Raw genomic sequence first — 23,774 nt, 5'->3', positions numbered from 1 at the left:
GAGGGGACTGAGCGCTTGCCCTCCAGCCGTGATTGGGCCAGCGACAAGCCAACCCCGAGCACCAGTGCAGCCCCACCACTCCAGATGAGCCAGCTGGCCGCCTTGGCCTCGACCGCCAGCATCAGAGAGAGCGCGGTAATAACCCAGATGGAGAAGAGCTGCTGAGTGATGCGCGAGCGCTGGCCAGGGCAGATATCACCGCGCCACAGCACGATACCGAGGGCGATCAGGGCGCCAAGCGCCATCAATCCGGTGAGGGGAAAGAGCCAAAAAGGGAGTTGGACGAACACGACGCCTCCAGCAGTAAAGATTCGAGGTGCGCCACCGGGGCGCCAGAGAGGGGCGAGTATACCCAAACCGGCGGCTATCCCCAATCGCGACAAACAATCGTGGGCAAACAATCCGGGGCAATTTCCGCCAGCACGGCCCACCTTGAAGGGCGCCCTGCTGGCAGCCATGCCCATAATGACGGGATACGGCGCTGGCGTTAGCCCTGACCACGGGCCAGCGCCACCACCCGGGCAAACATCTGGCGGATCACCGGCGGAATATGCTCGGCGCCGAGCCGCTCCGCCTCTTCCACCACCGCCAGCGCCATTCCCGGCTTGCTGCGGTGATGAATAGCCTTGTTGATGATGTGACTGGCGCTCCACATGGCGCGCCCGCCCACCCCGGCCTCGCGACGAAACACAGCTTCAAAACCGTTGTGATAGAGGTAGTGCTCGATGTCGGCGGCAGGGAGCTGGGTCAGTCGGTCCCGCTCCCGCTCTCCCTTGAGCTGGCCCCGGGCCGAGGTGGCATACTTGAGCCCCGCCTCGTCACCATCGGTCAGCAGGTGCCACTCGATGCCAAAATCCCGCGCCACCTTGATGAGCGGCGACTGGCCGCACTGGGCAAACTCGATGATCCGTACCCCCTCGGCCCGCAGACTGTAACCGCAGATCTGCGCCAACTCGGAGAGCAGCCAGATCTCGGTCTCCCCCTCCACCAGCAGCCAGCAACGGGCAAACAGCGACATGGGGCGGTTGATCCGCACGTGGAAGGCGATCTTGCGCAGATCGTCGCTGCTGTAACGCTCGCCCCCCAGCTGGTGACAGAGGATATCCTGCTGACGGCGCACCAGCCGCCGCACCTGATTGAGCGGCAGGGAGGAGAGCAAGTCCCCCGAGTTGGTGGTGAGCAGCTTCTGACCCGGCAGTTGTTCCAGCAGCCCCCACGCCAGCGCCAGCATAGTCGGGTGCAGCCGGCTCTCCGGATCCTCCAGGATCATGATGGGGCGAGCCCCCTCCTCCAACTCGCGGTTGCCACGCGCCTGCAACAAGGTAGCCGCCATCCCCGCCATCGCCAGCTGCAGCGCACGGTTATCGGCGCGGCGCAGCAGGGTATGCAGGTTGCCCGGATTGCGCAATGTCATGGGGCGATTGATGATGTCGCGCTGACTGCGCGGCTTGTTCTTGATGGGGGCCAGGGCGTTGAAATAGTGATCCATCAGCTGGCGCACCGCCTGCAACGCCTCTTTGAGCTCCGGCTCGCCGATCCGCTGGGGTTCGTCGATCAGCTTGTCCGCCAGCTCGCTCAGGCGATGCTCGGAGAGATCTCCCCACTGCAATGTCTCCACCCCGTTGCGAGCGGTACGAGCGTCCCGCAGCCGGAACACCGGGTTCATGGTGATGAGCATGCAGACCAGCTCGTGGGTGTTGGCAATGGGCAGGCTCTTGCCTACCCCGTCGAGAAAGTCGTGAATGGTGAGCACAGAGCCATCCGCCTGCAGCTCGGCGCTGGCGCGATAATGAATGCGGTGGAATTTGTCCTTGTGCAGCACCCAGGAGGGGCAAAGACGGGCCAACCGACGGGAGTGCTGACACATCTGGGGTCTGTGCTCACTGAAGGTGAGCACCAGTTGCAGGTGGCGCGCCGGGGCCAATTCGGGATCTTCCGGTTGGTGAAAATCCTCGGCGGTGAACTGATAGGGCTCGGCATCCTGCCCCAGCAGACACCAGAGGGCGCGCAGCAGGCTCGATTTACCCCAGGTATTCTCACCAATCAGCACTGTGGTCTGATCGAGCCCGAGCGACAGGCGATTTATACCGCGAAAACCTTTTACTTCAATACGTTCCAGAAACATCCAGCCATGTCCACATCATTGTGATGGGGCAATAGTGGCAAAGTTACCGGAAAAATCCTATCGCAGGCGGGGCTTTTTCAACGTGAACTGTGAGGCACTGCAGGTTCGGGAGGGGTAACAACAGCGGTGCGATCTTGCGGGGCATTCCAGTGGCTGAACCAGAGATGACGGGTACGGATTTGACGTTTGCGATAATTCAATGGGCATTCCTTTCAATGGATAAGTGGTAGAGAGTACACCTCTTTTGCCCAAAGTCTCAGGGTTATCTGTGACGAGAAGATGACAATTGCGCCCGCCACTGCCCCGGCGTCAAACCAAACGCCTCGCGAAAACGATTACCGAAATGGGCCTGGGAAGAGAAGCCACACTGACTGGCGATGCTGGCCAGCGGCTCGGGGCCAGCCAACAGCTGCTTGGCCCGTTTGAGCCGCAGCCCAAGCAGATAACGATGGGGCGGGCAGCCGAGACTCTGACCGAACATGCGGGCAAAGTGATACTCGCTCAGCCCCGCCTGCTGCGCCAGCTCTGCCAGCGTGACCGAATCGGCCAGATGGGCCTGCAGATACTCCTGCACCCGTTTGATCACCACGGGCGCCAGCCCGCCGCGTAGAGGCGGCAAACCGGGAGCCTCCTCGGTATGGTGGCGATAGGCGTGGAGGATCAACATCCAGGCGCCGTGGGAGAGTGCCAACCGATCGACCCCGTGCTGCCACTGAAGCTGCATCAACTGGCGCTGCACAAGCCCGGCCGCCTGCGGATCGTCGATAAAGGTCTTGTCCACCAGTTGCAGGTGGCGCCCCTCCTTGTCACACACCTCCTCGGCGATACGGGTGAGGTGAGCCGGGGTGAAGTAGAGATGAAAGAAGCGAAACTCTTCGCGCACCAACCACTCGGATCTGTGGTGATCCGGCATGATGCACACCTTGCCGGTGCCACCGTGGCCACCCGGCCCATCGAGTCGCTCGGTCTGCTCGCCTCCTTGCAGATAGACACTCAGGGTGTGGTGGCCCGGCTTGTGATAGCGGGTCTGATCATAGCAGTTGCGCCAACTGGCGACACCAAGCCCGGGTTCGAGCCAGCAGGCGTCCTCCAGCCGGGCGCCGGTGCTGACCAGTGCATCAAATACCCCTGCTGTTTTCATTCGCCCCTGCCACCTGTTCCGGTTATGTGTACGGGTTATCTCGCTGCCATCCATCTTACCGACCGCGCCCGCAGATGACAGCGCAGGGCGATGAAAAACCGCAAGATGGTGCAATCCAGTCATCAGGGCTCGCCCCATAGTGGGTCATCTCTCCCTGACTCACCGGAACTGTGATGAATCTGATGCTCTATCTTGCCACCGTGCTTATCTGGGGCAGCACCTGGATTGCCATCGCCTGGCAACTTGGCCCCATTCCCATCGAGGTATCGGTGCTCTACCGCTTCCTGCTGGCAGCGGTTGCGCTGTTTGCCCTGCTCACCGCCAGCGGCCGCTTTCCGCACCTGCCGTGGCATGGCCAGCGCTATGCGGCGCTGCTCGGTGCCCTGCTCTTTTCCACCAATTTTCTCTGTTTCTACCACGCCACCCGCTATATCCCGAGCGGCATGTCGGCAGTGATCTTCGCCAGTGCCAGCATCTTCAACGGCCTCAACCTCTGGCTGTTCGAGCGCAAGCGCCCCACCCTGCGCTGGTTGCAAGGCTCCTTGCTGGGGCTCTTTGGCACCCTGTTACTGTTCTGGCCGGTGCTGGCAGATGTGCAATTGGGTGCAAACGGCTGGAAGGGGCTGCTGCTCGCCTGCGGCGGCACCCTCTGCTTTTCGCTGGGCAATCTGGTCTCGGCCCGGGGCCAACGCCGCGGCTACCACGTACTGCAACTGGTGCCCTGGGGCATGGTTTACGGCGTGGTGCTGTTGCTGGGCTGGGTCACATTGCTCGGGCAGCAACTGGTGGTGCCGACCGATGGCCACTATCTGGCGGCCATGGTCTACCTCGCCCTGTTTGGCTCGGTGATCGCTTTTACCGCCTACCTGACGCTGGTGGGGCGCATCGGTGCCAGTAAAGCCTCCTACGCCACCGTGCTCTTTCCGCTGGTGGCGCTTACCCTCTCCACCTTTTATGAAGGCTTTGTCTGGCAGCCGGTCTCGGTGGCCGGAGTGGTGATCAGCCTCATCGGCAATCTGGTGATCTTCGCGCCACCCTTGAGCGAATGGCGCATTCGACCGGCCAAGGCAGCAAACGACCCTTGCTCCTGAGCCAGTCAGCCCCTAAGGTAGCGCTGATCAATCTGTGACGATCCTGATGGCGATAAACAAGGGGGCTAGATGTTACTGGAAGGGCTGGAGACGCTGAGCCTGCTGGCGAGTGAAGGGACCATGGCCAAGGTGGCCAGTCGCCTCTATATCAGCCAGTCGGCGGTAAGCAAGCGGATTGCCCAGCTGGAGCAGCGCCTCGGCAAGAAGCTGATCGAGCCGGAGGGGCGCCAGATCCGCCTCACCCCGCAGGCCAACGAGCTGCTGGAACGAGTTGCCCCGAGTCTGGCCGAAATGAAGGGGGTGCTTGCCGATAGTCAGGATCTGGCGGACCAGAGCCCCCTCCCCATCGCCTGCTCCGAAACCCTGCTGGCGGGTTATCTCGCCCACTGTATGCGCGACTATCTGGAGCGCGATCCCCACCTTGCCCTCTCTACCCACCACACGCCGGTCATTCTGGCGCGGGTGCGCAGCGGTGATGCCCTGCTCGGCATCTGCGCCGGTCGGCTCCCGCCCGGCCATGGCCTCGGCGCCGACCTGCTGCTTGAGGAGCCCTTCTATCTGGTGGGCGAGGCGCAGCAGAGCCTGCCGCCAGCCAGCGCAGAAAGCAGGCGCAAGATCCTCACCATGGATCTGGAGAACCCCTCCAACCGCTACCTGCGCGAACCGCTGGCAGATTTGGGGCTGGAGCCCGCCATGGAGCTCGACTCCTATCTGGCGCTCATCGAACTCGCCAAGGCAGGTATTGGCCCTGTGCTGCTCCCCGCTGGCCTGCTGGGGCTGGTGGGCGAACAGGGGGAGATGGCGCGCCCACTGCCCGGACTGGGCCGCCCCCTACATCTGGTCTACCGGCCAAACAGCCTAAAGCGAGAGCGGATCGCCAGGCTGGTGAGCGCCCTGCACCAACACTTTCGCCACCGCAGCGACACGCCGCGCTAGCCGTGTAAAACACCAGATATGACAACGGGGCCCAAGGGCCCCGTTAACAATTTCGATGTGACAAGCAAGGCGCACATCAGATCCAGGCAAACAGCTCGGGATACTGGCTCCATACCAGCTTGGCAGACATCAGCAAGGAGACGGTCACCAGCAGCGGCTTGATCAGCTTCACCCCTTTTTTCAGCACCATCTTGGAGCCAAAGCGGGCGCCGATGAACTGCCCCAGCGCCATACAGAAGCCGACACTCCACACCACCTTGCCACCGAGCGCAAAGAACAGCAGGGAGGCGATATTCGAGGTGAAGTTGAGCAGCTTGGTATGGGCGGTGGCGCGCGCCATGCCAAAGCCCGCCAGCGCCACGAAACCGATGGCAAAAAACGAACCTGTGCCCGGCCCGAAGAAGCCGTCATAAAAGCCAACACCGCCCCCCACCAGCAGCGCAAACAGCATGGGAGTCAGACGGCGGGAGCTCTCGGCATCGCTTACCCGCGGCGAGAAGTAGAAGTAGCAGGCAAAAGCCATCAGCAGGAAAGGGAGCAGCCGCTCGAGAATGGCGGCGTCTATGGTCTGCACTGCCAGCGTGCCAATGGCCGCGCCGATAAAGGTGCAGATCACCGCAGGCCAGATCATCGCCCACTCAAGCAGCCCCTTGCGAGCATAGAACCAGGTGGCAGAGAAGGAGCCAAAACTGCTCTGCAGCTTGTTGGTGCCAAGCACCAGCGCGGGCGGCATGCCGGTGGCCAGCAGTGCAGGCACCGTCAGCAGACCGCCGCCACCAGCGATGGCATCGATAAAGCCGGCGACAAGCGCCACACCGAACAGGGCAAACAGGGTAACCAGTTCCAATTCCATCCATAGACCTCACGAGAGTGGGTTGCCCGAAGGGTCGAGCAACCGGATATAACCAAAACGACGTTGTGCGGGGGGCTGCACAGGCTGCCCGCTATCCTAGCGGGCCCCTGAACATGAATCTAACGAAACAGTGGCAGCCAATTGATTCCTGATTTTCATTAATTTGAGCGGCCATGCCCCTGCCCCAACCCTCAGAGGGCCCGTTAGCAAGCCGATGAAGCGACGTTCGCTTCCTTGATGGCCGCCAGCGCCTCACAGAGATGATCCTCATCGGCACCGGGGAAACGGCTGACCCGACCGGCCATGTAGCGGCTGCTGAACAGATTGAACCAGTGCTGCAGTGCCTGCCCCGCCTTGAGCTCTCCCGCCACTTCCAGCACGCAGGCCGCCACTTCGGCGGTGCAGAGGTGCTCCTCGCTGTTGGTCACCCGCATGCCGTAGGTGGAGAGCGCATCGGGTTTGATGGCAAGCACCGGAAAACCATCCAGATAGGGGCTCTTGTTGAACATCTTGCGCGCCTCCGGCCAGGTGCCATCGAGCAGGATAAAGAGCGGTTTTTTACCCGGTGCCAGCGTCACCTCGCCGGTCAGGCGGGCAGGCTCCTTCTCGCAAGCGGGAAAGACTACATAGGGCTGCCACGCGGGATCGGCCAGCAGGGCCAGCAACTCTGGATGGGGCTGGGTACGTGACCAGAGAAACGCCCAGGTGGTATCCGGCAACACATCGGCGATGAGGCGACCGGTGTTGGAGGGCTTCATCGGCTCGCTGTCATACATCAGCAGGCAAAAGCCCGCCTCCGCTTTGAGCTCGGGGCGCCACTCGCAGGCACACCAATCCTCGCGCAGCTGACAGGCCGGACAGCGGGCCAGGGTGCCGCCACGGGCAAGAAACGGTCGGGTAGAGATACTCTTGCGCCAGGCCCGCAGGCGGTTGACGGCGTGATCAGGAACAGGCTTCATCTAGGTTCACAACTGGAGTCAAAACAGGAACGGCAGCAATACATACCAACATGCCACGGCGCGACAGGGCACGATAACAGGGGGCTGCCGGAAAAGCGCAAGATTGTACCGAGTTACGCGCTGGCGGAACAGCAATCCCTGCCCCTTTCGCCAGACGCAGTGCCAACACCTCTTGTCTTACGGCTCCTGACAGCTGCGCAGCAGCTCCAGCAACAGGCTGCCATCGCGCAGTGCCTTGTGCACCTGCACCGAGGTGGGCTTGGTGGGATCTTCGTAGAAGTGGGTGGATTCAATCTGCAGCCGCACCAGATATTCGGCGGGCAACTGGCTGGCCAGCGACTGGTGCAGCATGGGGAACAGCAGCCGATCGGCACGGGTGATTTCCCCCCCCAGCAGCAGCTTGCCCGGATTGAGCAGGCAGATGAGATTGGAGAGTACCTTGGAGAGGCGACCCGCCGCCTGATGGAGAATATCCTGACAGAGGCTGTTGCCCGCCAGCGCCAGCTCGCACAGCTCGCGGATGGTGACGCTCTCGGGCAAGTCGTGCTCCTGCATCCGTTCGCGCAGATCCCGGTATTGCGCCTCCAGCGCCTGATTGGTCACCAGGGTGCAGGCACAACCAAAGCCGCCGCAGTAGCAGCGCTGGCCATAGGGCTCGAGCTGCAGGTGGCTGAGATCCCCGAGCAGCGCATTCTCGCTCTCGATGAGCTGACCATTGACCACCATGCCGACCCCGATGTCGTTGTGGACAAACACCAGCACCGCATCGGCACAATTTTTGGCGGCCCCCCACTCCCGCTCAGCCTGGATCCAGGTGCGCACGTCACCGCTCACCAGCACAGGTACCGAAAACGCCTGTTGCAGAGTCGGGCCAAGGGGCCAGTTGCGCAGATCGTAGAAGGGGAAGTGTTTGACCATGCCGGAGTGGCGCTCTACCTGACCCGGCAGACAGAGGGCGATGCAGGCCAGACTGAGGGACTTTCTCGGCAAAAACACCTTGATGGCATGCACCAGACTGCCCAGCAGATCGGCGCGCTCCTCCTCGGTAAAGAGGTGGCGCTGGCGGGCCAGCGAGCGACCGGAGAAGTCAAACAGCGCCATATCCACGTAGCCACGGCCAAGACGCATGGAGAGAAACTGGAAGCGGCGTTCGTTGATGCGCAGCAAGGTCTGACGACGGCCGCGCCCCACCGAACTTTCACCACAGGTGACCACCAGTCCCCCATCGAGCAGTTCCCGGGTGATCTTGGTGATACTGGCTGGCGAGAGACCGGTCAGGCGGGAGAGATCGGTGCGCGACAGCTCCTTGTGCTCTTCCAGGCTGGCATAGACCAGGCCGTAGTTGAGCTGCCGGATCAAATCGATACTACCTTTCACGATCTCATTCATAGGGTATGGGGCAAAGGCTGAAAAAAAGAGGCTGGCAATTTTCACACATTATTGGTCAATCCCCAAATAAAGTGCGGCCTGAACCGGGGGTCAGGCCGCATCTTGTGGTTGCCGTCACGGACCCAGGCAGGATCAATAACGGAATTGCGATACCAGTTTGCGCAATTTGTCGCCGGTATTGGCCAGATCGCGGGTGGTGCTGTTGGACTCTACCGCCGCGCTGGTCAGCTCGCTGACAATCTGCTGAATGGCCACCAGGTTCTTGTTGATCTCCTCCGATACCGCGTGCTGCTCCTCGGCGGCGGTGGCGATCTGGATGTTCATGTCGTTGATAGTACTGACCGCCATCACCATGCTGTCGAGGGAGCTGGCGATATGGCTCGCCTCCTGCACCGTCTCCTGGCTGCGATCCTCGCTCGCCTGCATCACCTCCACCGCCTGCTTCACCCCGCCCTGCAGACGTTGCAGCATCTCGTTGATTTCCTTGGTGCTCTGCTGGGTACGGCCGGCCAGCGAACGCACTTCGTCTGCCACCACCGCAAAGCCGCGTCCCTGCTCACCGGCGCGGGCCGCCTCGATGGCGGCGTTCAGCGCCAGCAGGTTGGTCTGTTCGGCAATGCCGCGAATAACCTCCACCACCGAGCCGATCTTGGCGGTCTCTTGCGCCAGCTGTTCGATAACGCCGGAGGCGGTATGCACCTCCCCCACCAGCCGGTTGATACTGTTGATGGCCCCGCTCACCACCCCCCGGGCGGCGTCCGATTCACGGGCCGCATCGCTGGTTGCTGTCGCGGCATTGGAGGCACTGGCCGCCACCTCCTGCGCGGTGGAGCTCATCTCGGTCACCGCTGTGACCACCTGATCGGTCTCGCGACTGTGACCCTGCATCTGATGGTCATAGTGCTCGCTCAGATGGTGCAACTTGTCGACCGCGCTAAAGAGGTGGTTGCTGGTCTCGCCCACCTGACTCACCACCGACTGGATCCGCTCGACAAAGCGGTTGAAAGCGCTGGCCAGTTGGCCAATCTCGTCCTCGCTTTGCACCTTGAGGCGCTGAGTCAGATCCCCGTCGCCGTTGGCGATATCGTTCAATGCCAGCACCGCATCCGCCAGCGGCTTGGTGACCCGGTTGCCCACAATAACGGTCGCCGCCAGGGTGATACCGAGGATCAACAGGATCACCAGCACACTGCTCTGCAACGAGGCATGCATGTTGCTCTCGCGCTCTGCCCGCAGGGCCGCCAGCTCGTTGTCGATATCATCGATATAAAAACCGGTGCCAATGGCCCACTGGTATTTGTCCAGCACCAGAGTAAAGGCAAGTTTGGGGGCATCGCGACCGATGGAGGGCTTGGCCGTCCAGTATTCGGTAAAACCATCCCCCTGACGGGCCGATTTAAGGATCTCCTGGATCAGCAATTTGCCCTTGGCATCCTTGTCGTTCCAGCGGTTTTTCCCCTCCAGCTCAGTACGCACCGGCAACAGTATGGTGTTGCCCTCGAAGTCATAGACAAAGAAGTAGCCATCACTGCTGTAACGCAGCGGTCTTAGCAACTCTTTGACCTTTTGTCGATTTTCCGGAGAATCCGGCAGAGAATACACGGCATCGACGGCGGTTTTGGCCATCATGATGTAACTGCTGAGCAGCGCTTTACGCTCCTTGATGGCATTTTCTCTCGCCACCACCAGATCAGACTCCAGATCACTCTTGGAGACCATGTAGTTACTGAGATTGACCACCAGGGCCATCAGCAGCACGGGGACTGCACCCAGTAACAGGATTTTCTGCTTTAGCGTCATCTTTCACATCCTTGCAGCTGTTTTTATTGGAATTCCTTGCTTACTCATCAGTATAGGTGCTGGCAGGGCGAGCCCAGCTTTCGTTACAATTCCCTTAAACAAATCGGCCAGAACGTGAAAATCATGAATCTTTGTCCTTGCGGCTCAACCCTTTCTCTCGAATTGTGCTGTGGCTCACGTCACAGTGGCGCAGTGGCTGACACCCCGGAACAGCTGATGCGCTCTCGCTACAGCGCTTTTGTGCTCGGTCTGGGGGAGTATCTGGTCCATAGCTGGCACCCGGCTCACCTTGGCGGTCTCACCGCCGAAGAGCTTTCACGCATCGACACCCGCTGGGATGGTCTCGAGATCATCGCCAGCCAGGGCGGCCCGGAGGATGAAACCGGGATGGTGGAGTTCAAAGCCTGGTTTCTGGAGGGGGATGAGCGTCACTGCCTCCATGAGCGTTCTCGCTTCGTGCGTTATCAGGGGCGCTGGGTCTACACCGAGGGGGAGCAGGATCCGGCCCCCCTCAAGGCGGGACGCAACGATCCCTGCCCCTGTGGCAGCGGCAAAAAGCACAAGAAGTGCTGCGGCTGACGCATCACACCCCCTCCAGACTCGTCAAACAGTGACAAGAGGCATCCGATGCCCCTTTTTTGTGTCTGCCATTCGCCACCAGCCCATCAACCGATGCGATAACAAGCGTGACAAATGTCACATAATGCTCATTAACGCGCGAGCAAATGAGCGTTTGCGAGCGCAAATTTGGCCCATATCAAACATTTCCACTCAGAAGTAGGCCACACTGGCCTCATCTGGAAGAGATGAGACGGGCAACAATGAAAAGAATAACCACACAAGTCGTCATCATAGGCGGCGGTGCCACAGGGGCCGGCATCATGCGCGATTGCGCACTGCGCGGCATCGACTGCATCCTGCTCGAGCGCGATGATATCGCCGCCGGCACCACCGGCCGCAACCACGGCCTGCTCCACTCCGGTGCCCGCTACGCGGTGACGGATCAGGAGTCCGCCCGCGAATGCATCCAGGAAAACCGCATCCTCAAGCGGATTGCCAGCCACTGTGTCGAAGACACGGGCGGCCTCTTCCTCACCCTGCCGGAAGATGACATCAATTTCCAACGCACCTTTATGGATGCCTGCGCCCTGGCCGGTATCGAAACCCGCCAGCTCGATCCCGGTGAAGCCCTGCGCATGGAGCCCAACGCCAACCCGGCGATGATCGGCGCCATCCATGTACCGGATGGTACGGTCGACCCGTTCCGCCTCGCCGCTGCCAACGTGCTGGACGCGAAAGAGCATGGCGCCCGCATCTTCACCCACAGCAAGGTGCTGGGGCTGTTGCGCACTCAGGATCGGGTACACGGGGTCAAGGCGATCAACACCCGCACCGGCGAAGCGTTCGAGGTGGAGTGTCAGGAGGTGATCAACGCAGCCGGCATCTGGGGCCAGCAAATTTGCGAATATGCCGATCTCGGCATCCGCATGTTCCCGGCCAAGGGCTCCCTGCTCATCATGGATTACCGCATCAACCAGCTGGTGCTCAACCGCGCGCGCAAACCGGCGGATGCGGACATTCTGGTGCCGGGCGATACCATCTCCCTCATCGGCACCACCTCGAGTCGCATCGATTACAACAAGATTGACCAGCTCACCGTCGAACCCGAAGAGGTCGAAGTGTTGCTGCGCGAGGGGATCAAGCTCGCTCCCATCATGGCGCGCACCCGCCTGCTGCGCGCCTACGCCGGGGTGCGCCCGCTGGTGGCGGTGGACGGTGACGACACCGGCCGCAACATCAGCCGCGGAATAGTGCTGCTGGATCACGCCGAGCGCGATGGCCTCAAGGGCTTCAACACTATCACCGGCGGCAAGCTGATGACCTACCGCCTGATGGCGGAGTGGGCCACCGATCTGCTGGCCAAGAAACTCGGCAACAGCAAACCCTGCCAGACCGCCGAACTGAGCCTGCCCGGCTCGCGGGATCCGGAAAAGGTCTCCGCTCCCGGTCTCTCGGTGCCGGTCGAAGGCTCAGCCCAATACCGCCACGGCGAGCGGGTCATTGCCTTCTTCCGTGACAATCCCAAGGCCAACGCCCTGATCTGCGAGTGCGAAATGGTCACCGCGGGTGAAATCGAATACGCCCTGCGCGAGCTGGATGTGGACAACCTCATCGACCTGCGCCGCCGCACCCGTCTGGGGATGGGGCCTTGTCAAGGCGAGCTGTGCGCCTACCGCGCCGCCGGTCTGATGCAGGAGTATGGCAAGGCTGACGGTCGTCAGGCCTGCGTCATGTTGCGCCAGTTCCTGGAGGAGCGTTACAAGGGGACCCGCCCCGTCCTGTGGGGCGATGCCCTGCGCGAGGCCGAGTTCACCTACTGGATCTACGAAGGGCTGTTTGGCCTGGGGGAATGGACGGCGCCGCAGCTGGTTGCCGATACCCCACGCGACCCAACCAGCGAGACCACTCACAAGGAGAGCCGTCATGAAGTTTGACAATATCGTTATCGGCGGTGGCATGGCGGGACTCTCGGCTGCCCTGCGGCTGGTGGAGGCAGGCCAGAAGACCCTGCTGATGGCCTCCGGCCAGAGTGCCCTGCACTTCTCCTCCGGCTCGGTCGATCTGCTCGAAAGCGAGGGAGATCCCCGCACTGCCCTGCCCGCCTTTATGGCATCCCATCCGGATCACCCCTATAGCAAGGTGGGGATGAAAAATATCGAAGCGAGCCTGGCCGATCTGCAGCGCCACTGCGCCGAGCAGGGATTGCCGCTGGTTCGCCACGAGACCAATCACCAGCGCCTGACCCCCATCGGCACCCTAAAACGTACCTGGCTATCCCCCGATACCTGTGCCTGCGTCACCGATGCGCCGATCCCGGACGTGCTGCTGCTGGCCACCCTCGAAGGCTTTCGCGACTTTCATCCGGCACTGGCGGCGGCCAATCTGGCGACTCATCCGCGCTTTGCCCACTGCCGCATTCTGACCGGCGAAATCCGCCTGCCCCAGCTGGCGGAATTCAGCAGCAATCCCCACGAGTTTCGCTCAGCCGACATCGCGCGCCTGTGTGACAAGCATCATCTGGTGGCCGATCTGGCCCGCGAGATCAGCCGCATGGTGCAGGAGAGCGGTGTACCCGGCTGCCGCCATATCGTGCTGCCCGCCTGCCTTTCGCTGGGGCTGGTAGGCCCGCGTCTGGCGGAGCTGGAGCAACGTACCGGCTGCACCATCAAGGAGGTGGCCACCATGCCGCCATCACTGATCGGGATGCGGATGCAGGAGGCGCTCAAGCGCCGCTTTATGGCCCTTGGTGGCACCTTCCTCACCAGCGAGCGGGTGCTGGGCGCCCGCTACGAAGGTGACCGGGTGGTCGGCGTACATACCCAGAATGGCGATGATCAGCTGTTCGAGGCGGACAACTTTGTGCTCGCCTCCGGCAGCTTCTTCAGCCGTGGGCTGGAGTCCCGTCTGCGCGGCATTCGCGAGCCCATCTTCGATGCCGATGTGCTGAGTCTGGAGGAACGTGACGCCTGGGCCGGTCGCCGCCTGTTCGACCACCACCCCTTCATGGGCTTCGGGGTCAAGACCGACGACAAGCTGCGGGTGCTGCGCGGCGGCAAGCCGCTCACCAACCTCTATGGTGCGGGCAGTGTCTTGGCCCATTACGACCCAATTCGTGAAGGTTCCGGCTCCGGCGTTGCCGTTGCCACCGGCTGGCAGGCTGCCGGCCATATTCTGGGCGCGGCCCAATGATTACTACGTCCCATATCCCGTGTCTTCATCATCGCCGGGAGGAGAACTGACATGCTACTGGATCACGCCAACCAAACTTTCGATCAGTGCATCAAATGCACCGTCTGTACCGCCTACTGCCCGGTGGCCAAGGCCAACCCCGCCTACCCCGGCCCGAAACAGGCGGGCCCGGATGGCGAGCGGCTGCGCATCAAGAGCCCCGAGCTCTTTGACAGCGCCCTCAAGCACTGCACCAACTGCAAACGCTGCGAAGTAGCCTGCCCGAGCGGGGTGCGCATCGGCGACATCATCGCCAAGGCCAAACACCAGTACAGCGGCTTCAAACCGGGGATCCGCGAGTTCGTGCTCTCTCACACCGATCTGATGGGCAGCATGTCTACCCTGATGGCCCCGGTGGTCAACTTCACCACCGGCCTCAAGCCGATGAAGCTGGTGCTGGACAAGGCGCTGGGGGTCTCATCCCACCGCGACCTGCCCAAATACTCCCAGGGCACCTTCCGCGGCTGGTACAAGAAGCAAAAAGAAGCTCAGGCTCGTTATGAGCGCCAAATCGCCTACTTCCACGGCTGCTACGTCAACTACAACCACCCGCAGCTTGGCAAGGAGCTGGTGCAGGTGCTCAACGCCATGAACATCGGCGTGCAGTTGCTGGAGCGGGAGAAGTGCTGCGGCGTGCCGCTGATTGCCAACGGCTTCATGGACAAGGCCAAGCAGCAGGCGGCCTTCAATATCAAGCAGATGGAGAACTCCCTGCTGGGCAACGAGATGCCGCTGCTGGCCACCTCCTCCACCTGCGGCTTTACCCTGCGCGATGAATATCCCCACCTGCTGGAGCAGGACAACCACAAGGTACGGGATCGCATCTCGCTGGTGACCCGCTTCCTGTGGAACGAGTTCTACAAGGGCAACAAACCGGCGATGAAGCCGCTCAATCTGCACATCGCCTACCACACCCCCTGCCACATGGAAAAAATGGGGGGCGTCATCTACACCCTCGAATTGCTGCGCGCCATTCCCGGGGTCAAGGTGACGGTGCTGGAGTCCCAGTGCTGCGGCATCGCCGGCACCTACGGCTTCAAGTCGGAGAACTACCAGACCAGCCAGACCATCGGCGAGGGGCTGTTTGATCAAATCAACCGTCTCTCCCCTGATCTGGTGATCACCGATTGCGAGACCTGCAAATGGCAGATCGAGATGAGCACCAGCTTCCGCTGTGAACATCCGATCCACCTGCTGGCACAGGCGTTGGCCTGAATCCCCGGCCCTTGCGGCCGCATAAAAACAATCCACGCAGAGATAAACAAAGAGCCGGCAATTGCCGGCTCTTCTTTTTTACGCTTCACGCACGCTATCAGGGGTGCTGGATGATCAGGCTATGTTGATCTTCCAGCATGCTCTGCAGGATATCGTGGGACGAGGTGCTGGTGAGATTCCAGCTGGTCAAATCCACATCCTTCAGGGTGATCTGCTGGGTCACATGACCATCCCCGGCTGGCGCCACCGAGAGGTTAACATCGCTCAGGCCATTGCTCCCCGTGGTCACCGAGGCTGAGAGATGCTTGAGCAGATCATCGACACCATTGCCAGTGACCCCTTGCAGCATATCAGCCAGATCGATCTTGTCCCCTTGCTCCGGATGGAAGTCGGTGATGGTATCGATGGCGGGCTGCCCCTGACTCCCCTCATCCCCGTGCTGCCAAACGAAGAGATCGCTGCCAGCCCCGCCGGTGAGGATGTCGTTGCCATGGCCCCCCAGCAGACGGTCATCGCCAGAGGAGCCAAACAGCCAATCCCCCTGATCGGAACCGACCAGCTCATTACCACTCTGGCCGTGCACCGTGATGGTCTCAAGGGGCGTGCTGACGGTTGAACCGCCAACACTCGACTCGGCACTGATCCCCAACACATGCTCACCGTCACCAAAACCGCTGAAGAAGAGCGGAACCGAGTGATCGGCCGGGATCAGCCAGTCGCCATTGCCATCGGCATGACCGACGCTCTGGCCATGCTCGTCCTGCACCTGTGCCCCATCCAGACCGCTGATGCGGATGGAGAGCTCGCCGGTTGCCGGATTGACCACGCAGGCGTTGATGCCAAGGGGGATCACGGCACCCTGCAGAGCATGGAACTCATGCTGGGTCACCGTCAGACTTGGCATATCCGGCTCAGGGGTCACAGTGATGGCCACCTGATCGGTATCGCTCTTCGCCCCGCCTGCGCCGCTGTTGCCTTGATCAGAGGTAGTGACAGTGAGCGTGTCCTGCCCCCAGAAATCTTTGGCCGGTTCATAGTGCAGGTTGCTTGCCAGCAACTGGTTGAGATCGGCCAGCGATCCCACCAGGGAGATCTCGCTGGTACCCGCCCCCTGCACCACCACGGCACCCGTCGCCCCCAGCAGGGTCAGCACACCATGCTCGACCCGCAGCACCATGGAGACAGGCGCACTGCCTGCATCCACATCCTTCACGCTGACGCCGGAGAGCGACAGGGAGCCATCCTCCTTCACCGTCATGCTGCCAGGCAGCTGATTGACCGGAGCATCGTTGACCGGCTGCACCTCGATGGCTACCACGTCGGTATCGCTCAGCGCGCCGCCGCTGCCGCTATTGCCAAGATCATTGGTCACCATGGTGAGCTGATCCTGACCATTGAAGTCCTGCTCACCCTGATAGGTCACCCCACCGGACAGCAGCGCATTGATGGCATCCAGCGGCCCGCTGAGCACCAGCATCCCGCTACCGTTGCCGGTCACCGTCACGCCGCTGCCCGCTACCAGATTGAGGGTGCCATGCTCGACCGAGAGACGAACCTCAATGGGGCTGCTGCCCGCATCCACATCTTTCACCTGCAAGCCGTGGATGACGAAGGGCTGATCTTCCTCTGCAACCTGTGGGGTCGTTGGCAATACGTTGATTGGCGCATCGTTGACCGGACTCACATCCACATGGATGGTGCCATTGACCTCGGGGCCAAGGGCGCCGTTGTCGAGGCTCTGGGCCGTGATCTTGAGATCCAGCGCACCGTTGGCATCATTGGTCACCAGCTCGACAGCGCCAAGCTTGCCACCCTCGGTGGTCACCTGCCAGCGACCGCCACCCAGATCAACAACCGTCCCCGCTACGCCATTTGGCAAGCGGATCTCGGCACCATCAGGCACCCCTTCGATGGTGACCCGCACCTGCTCGGGCTTGTTCTCATGCACATTACCCGCATTGCCGCCGGTTGGCTGGGTATCCCGGGTCTCCAGCCCCAGATCCAGGGTGATCACATCCCCTTCGGTACCGCTCGCCTGACCCTGAATATCGGCGATGATGGCATCCCCCACCGGGTTAATCGTCACCTTGAAACTGCCAGGCTTCTCGCGTGGCACCGTCAGACCTTTATCGAGAGTGAAAGCACTGAAGGTTAGATCCACTGTACCGCTAAAGTCAGCTGGCGGGATCAGGGCCAGCTTGGAGAAATCGGTTCCCACCGGGATCTGCCAGACGCCACCGCCATTGTTGACCGCCGGAGCCGACAGGGTGAAGCCGTCCGGTACCCCCTTGATCTGCAGCGCGACGATCTGCTCGGAGCCATCATTGTCGATCAGGGTCGCGCCTAGCCCGCCGAGGTTGACGCTGCCATCCTCGTTGCCGTTCACATCCTTCACCGTGAGCTGGGCCGGATCGTTGACCGGTTTTATCTCAAACTCTGCATGCCCACTCCAGCTGGCTTGCGCCGTGCCAGTGGTGGCGGTATCGAGAATATCGACCTGGATATCGAGCGGCACCTTGCCGCTAAAGTGCTCTTTGGGCACAAACACCAGATCTTTAAGCGCCGCCACATCACTGACCACCAGGGTAGTCAGTTGCTGGTTGCCGACCAGGAAATAGCCGAACTTGGGATCGACGGTGATGGTCACCGCCTTCACCGTTTCGAGGCCACCATCAGCCACGCTCGGACTGATATCAGCCAGTTTGACCGAGAGATCGAGGTGGATCTTGGTGTCTTCCAGGTTGCTGGGCTGACCGTTCACATCCTTGATCTGCAGCGTCAGCTCGGGCTGACCATCCTGGCCACCGTTGATATCCACTTCCGGGGTGATGGAGAGAGTGACTTGCTTCTCGACCAGCTTGGTATCGCCGCTGGTGGTATCGGTATTAACGACTCGCACGTTCAGATTGAGTGTGCCGGCGTAATCAGTGGGTAACCCCAGCGTCAAATTCTCCAGACCACTCAGACTGGTCGGCAGTTTGATCAGGTATTCGCCATTGACGAAGTCGTAATTGAGCCCCTGCAGAGTGACTCCCGGCGGGAGCCCTGTGATGACAATACTCACTTCATCGTGGTTACTGTCCTGGCTCGCAATCACAATCTGCGACTTGAGCTGAGCCCCGAGATCGACAACATGATCCTCAACCCCGACTACGGCAGCAGGTTGGAATATGATCTGGGCTGCCTTTTCATCGGTCGCGTTGGCAAAGATGAAGATTGCCGACACGGGCATTTCACGAACCACGGGAACACTGATATCTCCGTCATCGCTGTAGTCCAGAATCCGAGCACTGACCGTGAAATTAACCCGGCCGGTAAAGCCATCCGGCGCCTGCAAGCTGTAATTGCCCAGATTGCCTGCCGGAACAGTCCAGTTGCCCTTACCATCACTGATACCACCATTAACGACAAATCCCGGGGGCAAATCGCTGATCACCAGATAGTCGATCCGCTCACTGCTGCTGGGATCGCGGTCGTCAAAACTGAATGCCCCAACCAGATCCACCGGTTGATCGAGGAAGCCAAAGAGAAGGGGGTTGTCTATCTGCAACTCGCCATCGGGCTCGACCACCGCCTGAATATCGACGTGCAGATTGCCGTCGATCACCTTCTGGGCCACGGCCCCCGAATCCACATCATGCTGGGTCACGGTGACATGGCTCTGGATGGTGGTGTCCCTGTCGCTATCTTCCGGCGCTTTCACCAGCAGCTGGCCGCCGTTTAACAGGTTCTGCAGATCTGTGTCACTCAAGTCCACCGTACCGCTGTTCACGGTGAGCTGGGTATCGACCCCGCCCACCCGGATCCAGATCTCGTAACCTGGCTCGATGCCTGAGAGGCTGAGGTGCGTCACCTTCTCGGCGCCATCGCTCAACACCGGATGCCAGTCCAGCACCACAAACTGATCTTCAAGGCCATGGCTGGTCTTGCTGTAATCGGTGGCGTCGATCTCGGGCTCAACCTTGATATGCAGCGGCACATCGAAGCTCTTGCTATCGCCGTCGTTCTCGGTCACCACCACCTTGGCGATCAGGTCCAAATCTTCTGTGCTGTTATGGGGCGGCTGGATCACCAGATTGCCAAGATCCGACACATCTACCTGATAGGTCGGCTTGCCATGGGCATCGAGTCCGGCAAAGGTGAGCGTCAGCTCCTTGCCGCTGGCATCAAATACCCTGGCCCCTTCCGGCAGGCCACTCAGCACCAGGTTAAGGCTTTCCGAGGTATCTAGCGGAGTATCAGCCAGCTCACCGGACACCAGCTTGAAGTTGAGCGGCGCTTTGCCATCTTCGGCCACTGTAATGGCATAGCCCGCGCCTTCAGACACCCAGCCTGTACCACCCAGTTCAAAGTGAGGTTGATCGACCACCCCCACCAGATCTACATGAAGTGTCTGACTACCGGTCTCTTTCTCGTTGACCACGGTATGGGTCTGGCCACTGGCATCGGTCAACGTCGCCGTGTCTTTCACCACCCCCTTGATGATGAGGTCAAAATCAACGTTGCTGTTTTTCGGTGGTTGCAGCTTGAGCTCGCCAATACGATCAAAAGGAACCTCATAGTAACCCGCGGCGTTCTGTGCCACGGCAACGTCCCCCAGCCACAAGGTCGCGCCAGCAGGCAGGCCGCTGATGCGAACAAACAGCTGCTCGGAGCCATCGAGTTTGTCGTCCAGATGAGCAAGGGAGATCTTGCTGCCGAGATCGAGCGGGGTGTCTTCCTTGCCCTGAATATCGCGCACGGTCAGCTTGGCATCATCCGCCACCGGCTTGACATTGATCACCAGCTCAATCTGGTCACCTGACGCCTTGTTCAGGCCTGGTGCGACCGGGGCTGTCTCGGTACTGATCGGGGTTATCGAGAGTTTGATGTCACCACTGAAATCCTTGGCCGGAACCACGGTCACCTTGTTAATGTCACTGGCAGAGACGGTGTAGAGTCCGCTGGCGTTTGGCTTGAGCTCGGCACCGTTGAGCATCAGGGTTCCCTTGCCCGCTTCCAGCTTGATCTGGTAGGTCAACGTCTCGGAGTTGTCGGTGTCAGTCAGACTCGCCTTGACGTCCAGCTTGATACCTGTGCTGTCTTCATTGGTGTCATAGTGGCGAGTGGTGCTGGCTGTGTCCCACATCGGCTTGTCGGCCACACCGCGCACCGTCACAGCCAGCTCGCCCGTTACGGCAGCAGGTGCCGCGCCTTCGGTGACGCCGACCTGCAGCTGCACCTGGAAGTTCAGTGGTTGACCGCCATTGCTCCAGCTCGACCAGTTGCTTGAGGGCACAAAGGTCACCCCCTGAGTGGCGTAGTGAATATTGTCACTGGTCACCATGGCCGCTGGCGGCACGATAAACCACAGGCCATCAGCCGTGGTAGTGAGGGCAACGCCGTTGTAATAGAAGGTGCCATGGGCATTGGTGGGCGCCTGAATCAGGATCTGATCCACATGCTCACCGCGATCAAAATCGCCAATATCGAGCTGCATGTCGATAGGGATACCCTGCCTAGGGTCTTGCGCCCCCTGATCTTCGTTACCAATGGCCGCGCTCACGGTAAAGCGCACCGCTTCATCCTGCAGATTGAGGGTCAGGGTGCTGTCTGCACGATCGCCATCGCCATCCACCAGATGGGCTGTCACCACCTGACTGAGCTGGCTTTCGTCGTGATTGAAACCAGCTGCTGGCCCGAAGGTATAGGAGCCATCGGCGGAGATGGTCAGTGACCCCATCACCTGCTTGCCATCGGGGCTCATCACATCCTGAGTCAGAGAACCATTGATGGCGTACGTCTGACCATTGATGGTGATCGACTCGACGCGGGCACCATCTGCACCTTCATTGGCGATAGGCAGCAGATCGCCGGTCACGGCACTGCTCCCCTCGCTCAGGGTATGAGCCAGTACAGTGCCGATGGGCATGTCATCCTGCACGGTCACGGTCACACTGACGTTCGGGCTGCGATCGCCGTCATGATCGGTGACAAACAGCGGCACTTCGATGGCCAACTCATCCTTGCCCTGTGCACCGTGATCAAGCTGGCCGACCAGATAGACGCTGTAACTGCCGTTAACATCAAGGTGGACCCAGAAAACGGGCTTGCCCCCCTCGGCCGTAGCCAGATACCAGTCGGTGCTGTGTGCCGCCAGCGTAACCGCTTTGCCACCCGACGTGAGGTGATTGGCCTGATTGAATGCAGCCACATCCAGCTCAAGTGAGGCAACCCGATCCGAACCGGCAGTGATGGTCACCTTGCCACTATCGGTTTCTCCACTCCCTGTAGGTGTGGTCCCCGGATGCTGACCGTTCACTGCATCGAGATCCGACTCCTCGACCCGAACCGGTTCAATGGCGGATATGATCGGGTTGATGCCATCAGTCACCGTGACAGTGGCGGTGCCCTGATTTTTGCTGCCGTCGCTGTCGGTGACTTCGACCGGCAGATTCAGTTCCAGCTTGTTGTCTGCCCCGTGATCCAGGTTGGTATGCACCGTTACCTGATAACCGATCTCTGCGCTGGTGTGCGCGGCGATGTAGGCAGGGACGGTGGGGATGGAGACCGTCATCACTACCAGACCGCCACTGGTCACCGCCTGGAAGGTGTGACCATCGGTGCCAACCGCTTTCCAGGTCAGGGGTTCACCGTTATGGGTGATGGGCTTGCCGCTGGCATCCATGACCTGACCGGAGAGGGTCAGTCGCACATCAGTCACCGGATCCGAGTCAGCCTTGATGGTGATCTTGCCGCTCGTCTGCTGGTCATCAGTGGCAGAATTGGCGCCATCGAAGCGCCCTTCGCTTAAGGTGACGCCAGTCAGGGTGAGGGTCGGTTTCTCCCCTTCCCCAATCTGGATATTGAGGGTGCCGCTGGTGCTGTCGTTGTTGCCACCCGCCTTGTCGTAGTCGTTGACGATCACCTTGATGGGCAGCTCGGTCACGGCGTTGCCGCCCTGATGAAGCCCCTGATAGAGGGTGACCTGATAGTCAAACCCGTTCTTGCCCGCCTGATCGAGGTTACCAACCAGCTTGACCTCAAACACCTCGACCCTCTGGCCATCCACCATCACATAGCCCTTGATCAGCTGGCTACCGGGGATGGCGGGGTCCCCATCAACCAGCTCGTATTTGACGGGCTGGCCGAGGGCTGTGAGCGCCGGTTGCTGGCTGCCATCGGCAAACACCACCTCGACCACCCGATCCGACCCGGCTTGCACATCGAAGTGACCGGTTTGACTCAGGCTGTTGCTGCCGGTGAGGCCCCCCTCATCCAGGGTCACACCAGCGCCCGGGATAAAGCTCGGGGCCCTGCCATCCGCGATGGTGAGCGGCAGCGTGGTACCGATGCGATCGCCATCCTTGTCGGCCAGGGTGACGGCAAGCGGCAGGTTGAGGGATTCACTCCCCTTGTGATCCAGCTCGCCGCTCAGGGTGACCTTGGCGGTGACGCTCCAGTTGCCATTGTTATCGACCAGGCTCAGCTCGGCGCGCAGCACCACCTGGCCACCGGCGGTTCCGACCAGCTGGCCATTGGCATCGAGGGAAAAAGTGATCGGGTCGCCATGACTGGTCAATCCGGTCAAGGTGCTCTGGATAGCGGCGATGTCAAAACCGAGGGATGCTGGGTCGAGGGCATCGCTGCCGTGCGCGACCGAGAAACTCATGGTGCTGACGGCAGCCGTCTCCCCTTGCGCCATCTCGGTGATGGTGGTACCGGTCACGGCGGAGATGGTCGGATTGGCACCATCACCCACCGCCACGGTAATGGTGGAGGAGACCTTGTCACCATCGCTGTCGAGCAGGGTAAAGTCCGCCTTGAGCGGGCTGTCGGCACTGCCCTGATCCAGCGGTTGATGAAGGGTAAAGCTGTATTTGCCATCGTTACCGAGGGTCAGCTCAAACACCAGCTTGCCATCTGGGGTACGCCCCTCGATACGATGATCGGCCACCGTGATGGCCACGGCCTGCTTGCCCGAGGTGAACCCTTGCAGCCCCGGCTGATTGGCATCGAAAGTGATGCTGGCCAGCGGGTCGCTGCCCGCTGTGATAGTCAGATCACCGTCAAGGGTCTGGCCCTGCTGCCAATTGCTATCTTCGGTGAGCGTGAGGGAGACAGGATCGACCTGCGGCAAGGCACCATCGGTAATGGTGATATTGAGGGTGCCGAGGTTGCTCTTGTCGCCGTCAAAATCTGAGCCCTGTACCTTCAGGCCAAGATTGAGGCTGTTGGTCGCTTCCGGCTCGTCAAACACCCCGGTCAGGGAGACGTTGTATTTGCCATCCAGCCCGATGGTCACGGTGAGGATTGCCTTGCCCTGCCAATCCTTGACGATCAGCTGGTTGTCTTGAACCTCGTAACTCGTCGCCTTGCCCTGGCTGGTGAGCCCATCCAACGCCGGTTGGCTCGCCTCAAAATTGAGGGAGACCAGACGATCGCTGCCCACCGTCACCGGCAGCTGACCATCGATGCTCTGGTTGCCCCCCTCTTG

13 protein-coding genes and 1 pseudogene are annotated in these 23,774 nt (G+C 60.8%); 6 read left to right on the top strand and 8 right to left on the bottom strand.

The annotated features are described in order from the left end of the window. From AB5Y85_RS08075 to AB5Y85_RS08065, 3 genes and pseudogenes are all read right to left on the bottom strand, one after another. A pseudogene (locus AB5Y85_RS08075) lies at nucleotides 1–290 on the bottom strand (hypothetical protein); the annotation flags it as partial. Between the two features lie 197 nt (nucleotides 291–487). After that, nucleotides 488–2,125, bottom strand: a complete 1,638-nt coding sequence (locus tag AB5Y85_RS08070) for an ATP-dependent endonuclease (RefSeq protein WP_005333463.1) — start codon at nucleotides 2,123–2,125, stop codon at nucleotides 488–490. A gap of 262 nt (nucleotides 2,126–2,387) precedes the next feature. Then, a complete protein-coding gene (locus AB5Y85_RS08065; protein WP_005333465.1) occupies nucleotides 2,388–3,266 on the bottom strand; it encodes a helix-turn-helix domain-containing protein in 879 nt (292 codons plus the stop codon). 173 nt (nucleotides 3,267–3,439) lie between these two features. Between AB5Y85_RS08065 and AB5Y85_RS08060 the strand changes: the two genes are divergently transcribed. Both AB5Y85_RS08060 and AB5Y85_RS08055 read left to right on the top strand, forming a co-directional pair. After that, complete coding sequence (locus AB5Y85_RS08060; protein WP_368221316.1) at nucleotides 3,440–4,357, top strand: DMT family transporter; 918 nt, start codon at nucleotides 3,440–3,442, stop codon at nucleotides 4,355–4,357. Between the two features lie 69 nt (nucleotides 4,358–4,426). After that, nucleotides 4,427–5,293 carry a LysR family transcriptional regulator gene (locus tag AB5Y85_RS08055; protein WP_368221315.1) on the top strand — a complete coding sequence of 289 codons (867 nt, stop codon included), beginning with the start codon at nucleotides 4,427–4,429 and terminating at the stop codon, nucleotides 5,291–5,293. Between the two features lie 76 nt (nucleotides 5,294–5,369). On the opposite strand, the gene AB5Y85_RS08050 is transcribed toward AB5Y85_RS08055, so the two are convergent. The 4 genes from AB5Y85_RS08050 to AB5Y85_RS08035 form a co-directional block, all read right to left on the bottom strand. After that, complete coding sequence (locus AB5Y85_RS08050) at nucleotides 5,370–6,146, bottom strand: TSUP family transporter (RefSeq protein WP_005333472.1); 777 nt, start codon at nucleotides 6,144–6,146, stop codon at nucleotides 5,370–5,372. 203 nt (nucleotides 6,147–6,349) lie between these two features. Then, complete coding sequence (locus AB5Y85_RS08045) at nucleotides 6,350–7,105, bottom strand: tRNA-uridine aminocarboxypropyltransferase (protein ID WP_257687974.1); 756 nt, start codon at nucleotides 7,103–7,105, stop codon at nucleotides 6,350–6,352. A 177-nt stretch (nucleotides 7,106–7,282) separates the two neighbouring features. Then, complete coding sequence (locus AB5Y85_RS08040) at nucleotides 7,283–8,494, bottom strand: ROK family transcriptional regulator (protein WP_257687973.1); 1,212 nt, start codon at nucleotides 8,492–8,494, stop codon at nucleotides 7,283–7,285. 132 nt (nucleotides 8,495–8,626) lie between these two features. Next, nucleotides 8,627–10,294: a methyl-accepting chemotaxis protein gene (locus tag AB5Y85_RS08035; protein WP_257687972.1), complete on the bottom strand. Its 1,668-nt coding sequence runs from the start codon at nucleotides 10,292–10,294 to the stop codon at nucleotides 8,627–8,629. 123 nt (nucleotides 10,295–10,417) lie between these two features. Between AB5Y85_RS08035 and AB5Y85_RS08030 the strand changes: the two genes are divergently transcribed. The 4 genes from AB5Y85_RS08030 to glpC all read left to right on the top strand — a co-directional run bounded on the left by AB5Y85_RS08030 (nucleotide 10,418) and on the right by glpC (nucleotide 15,298). After that, on the top strand, nucleotides 10,418–10,873 hold the full coding sequence (locus AB5Y85_RS08030) for a YchJ family protein (RefSeq protein WP_075115082.1): 456 nt from the start codon (nucleotides 10,418–10,420) through the stop codon (nucleotides 10,871–10,873). 242 nt (nucleotides 10,874–11,115) lie between these two features. Continuing rightward, complete coding sequence (gene glpA, locus AB5Y85_RS08025; protein WP_257687971.1) at nucleotides 11,116–12,789, top strand: anaerobic glycerol-3-phosphate dehydrogenase subunit A; 1,674 nt, start codon at nucleotides 11,116–11,118, stop codon at nucleotides 12,787–12,789. Then, nucleotides 12,779–14,044 carry a glycerol-3-phosphate dehydrogenase subunit GlpB gene (gene glpB, locus AB5Y85_RS08020; protein ID WP_257687970.1) on the top strand — a complete coding sequence of 422 codons (1,266 nt, stop codon included), beginning with the start codon at nucleotides 12,779–12,781 and terminating at the stop codon, nucleotides 14,042–14,044. The genes glpA and glpB overlap by 11 nt, the downstream gene beginning before the upstream one ends. A gap of 51 nt (nucleotides 14,045–14,095) precedes the next feature. Further along, on the top strand, nucleotides 14,096–15,298 hold the full coding sequence (gene glpC / locus AB5Y85_RS08015) for an anaerobic glycerol-3-phosphate dehydrogenase subunit GlpC (RefSeq protein WP_040069181.1): 1,203 nt from the start codon (nucleotides 14,096–14,098) through the stop codon (nucleotides 15,296–15,298). 97 nt (nucleotides 15,299–15,395) lie between these two features. Here the strand turns inward: glpC and AB5Y85_RS08010 are convergent. Next, nucleotides 15,396–23,774, bottom strand: an 8,379-nt coding sequence (locus tag AB5Y85_RS08010) for a type I secretion C-terminal target domain-containing protein (protein WP_368221314.1), incomplete at its 5' end; no start/stop codon positions are given.

Source organism: Aeromonas sp. R3-1, from assembly GCF_040908345.1.
In the GTDB taxonomy this organism is placed as follows: Bacteria; Pseudomonadota; Gammaproteobacteria; order Enterobacterales; family Aeromonadaceae; genus Aeromonas; species Aeromonas veronii.
This window is presented reverse-complemented; position numbering and strand designations above follow the sequence as displayed.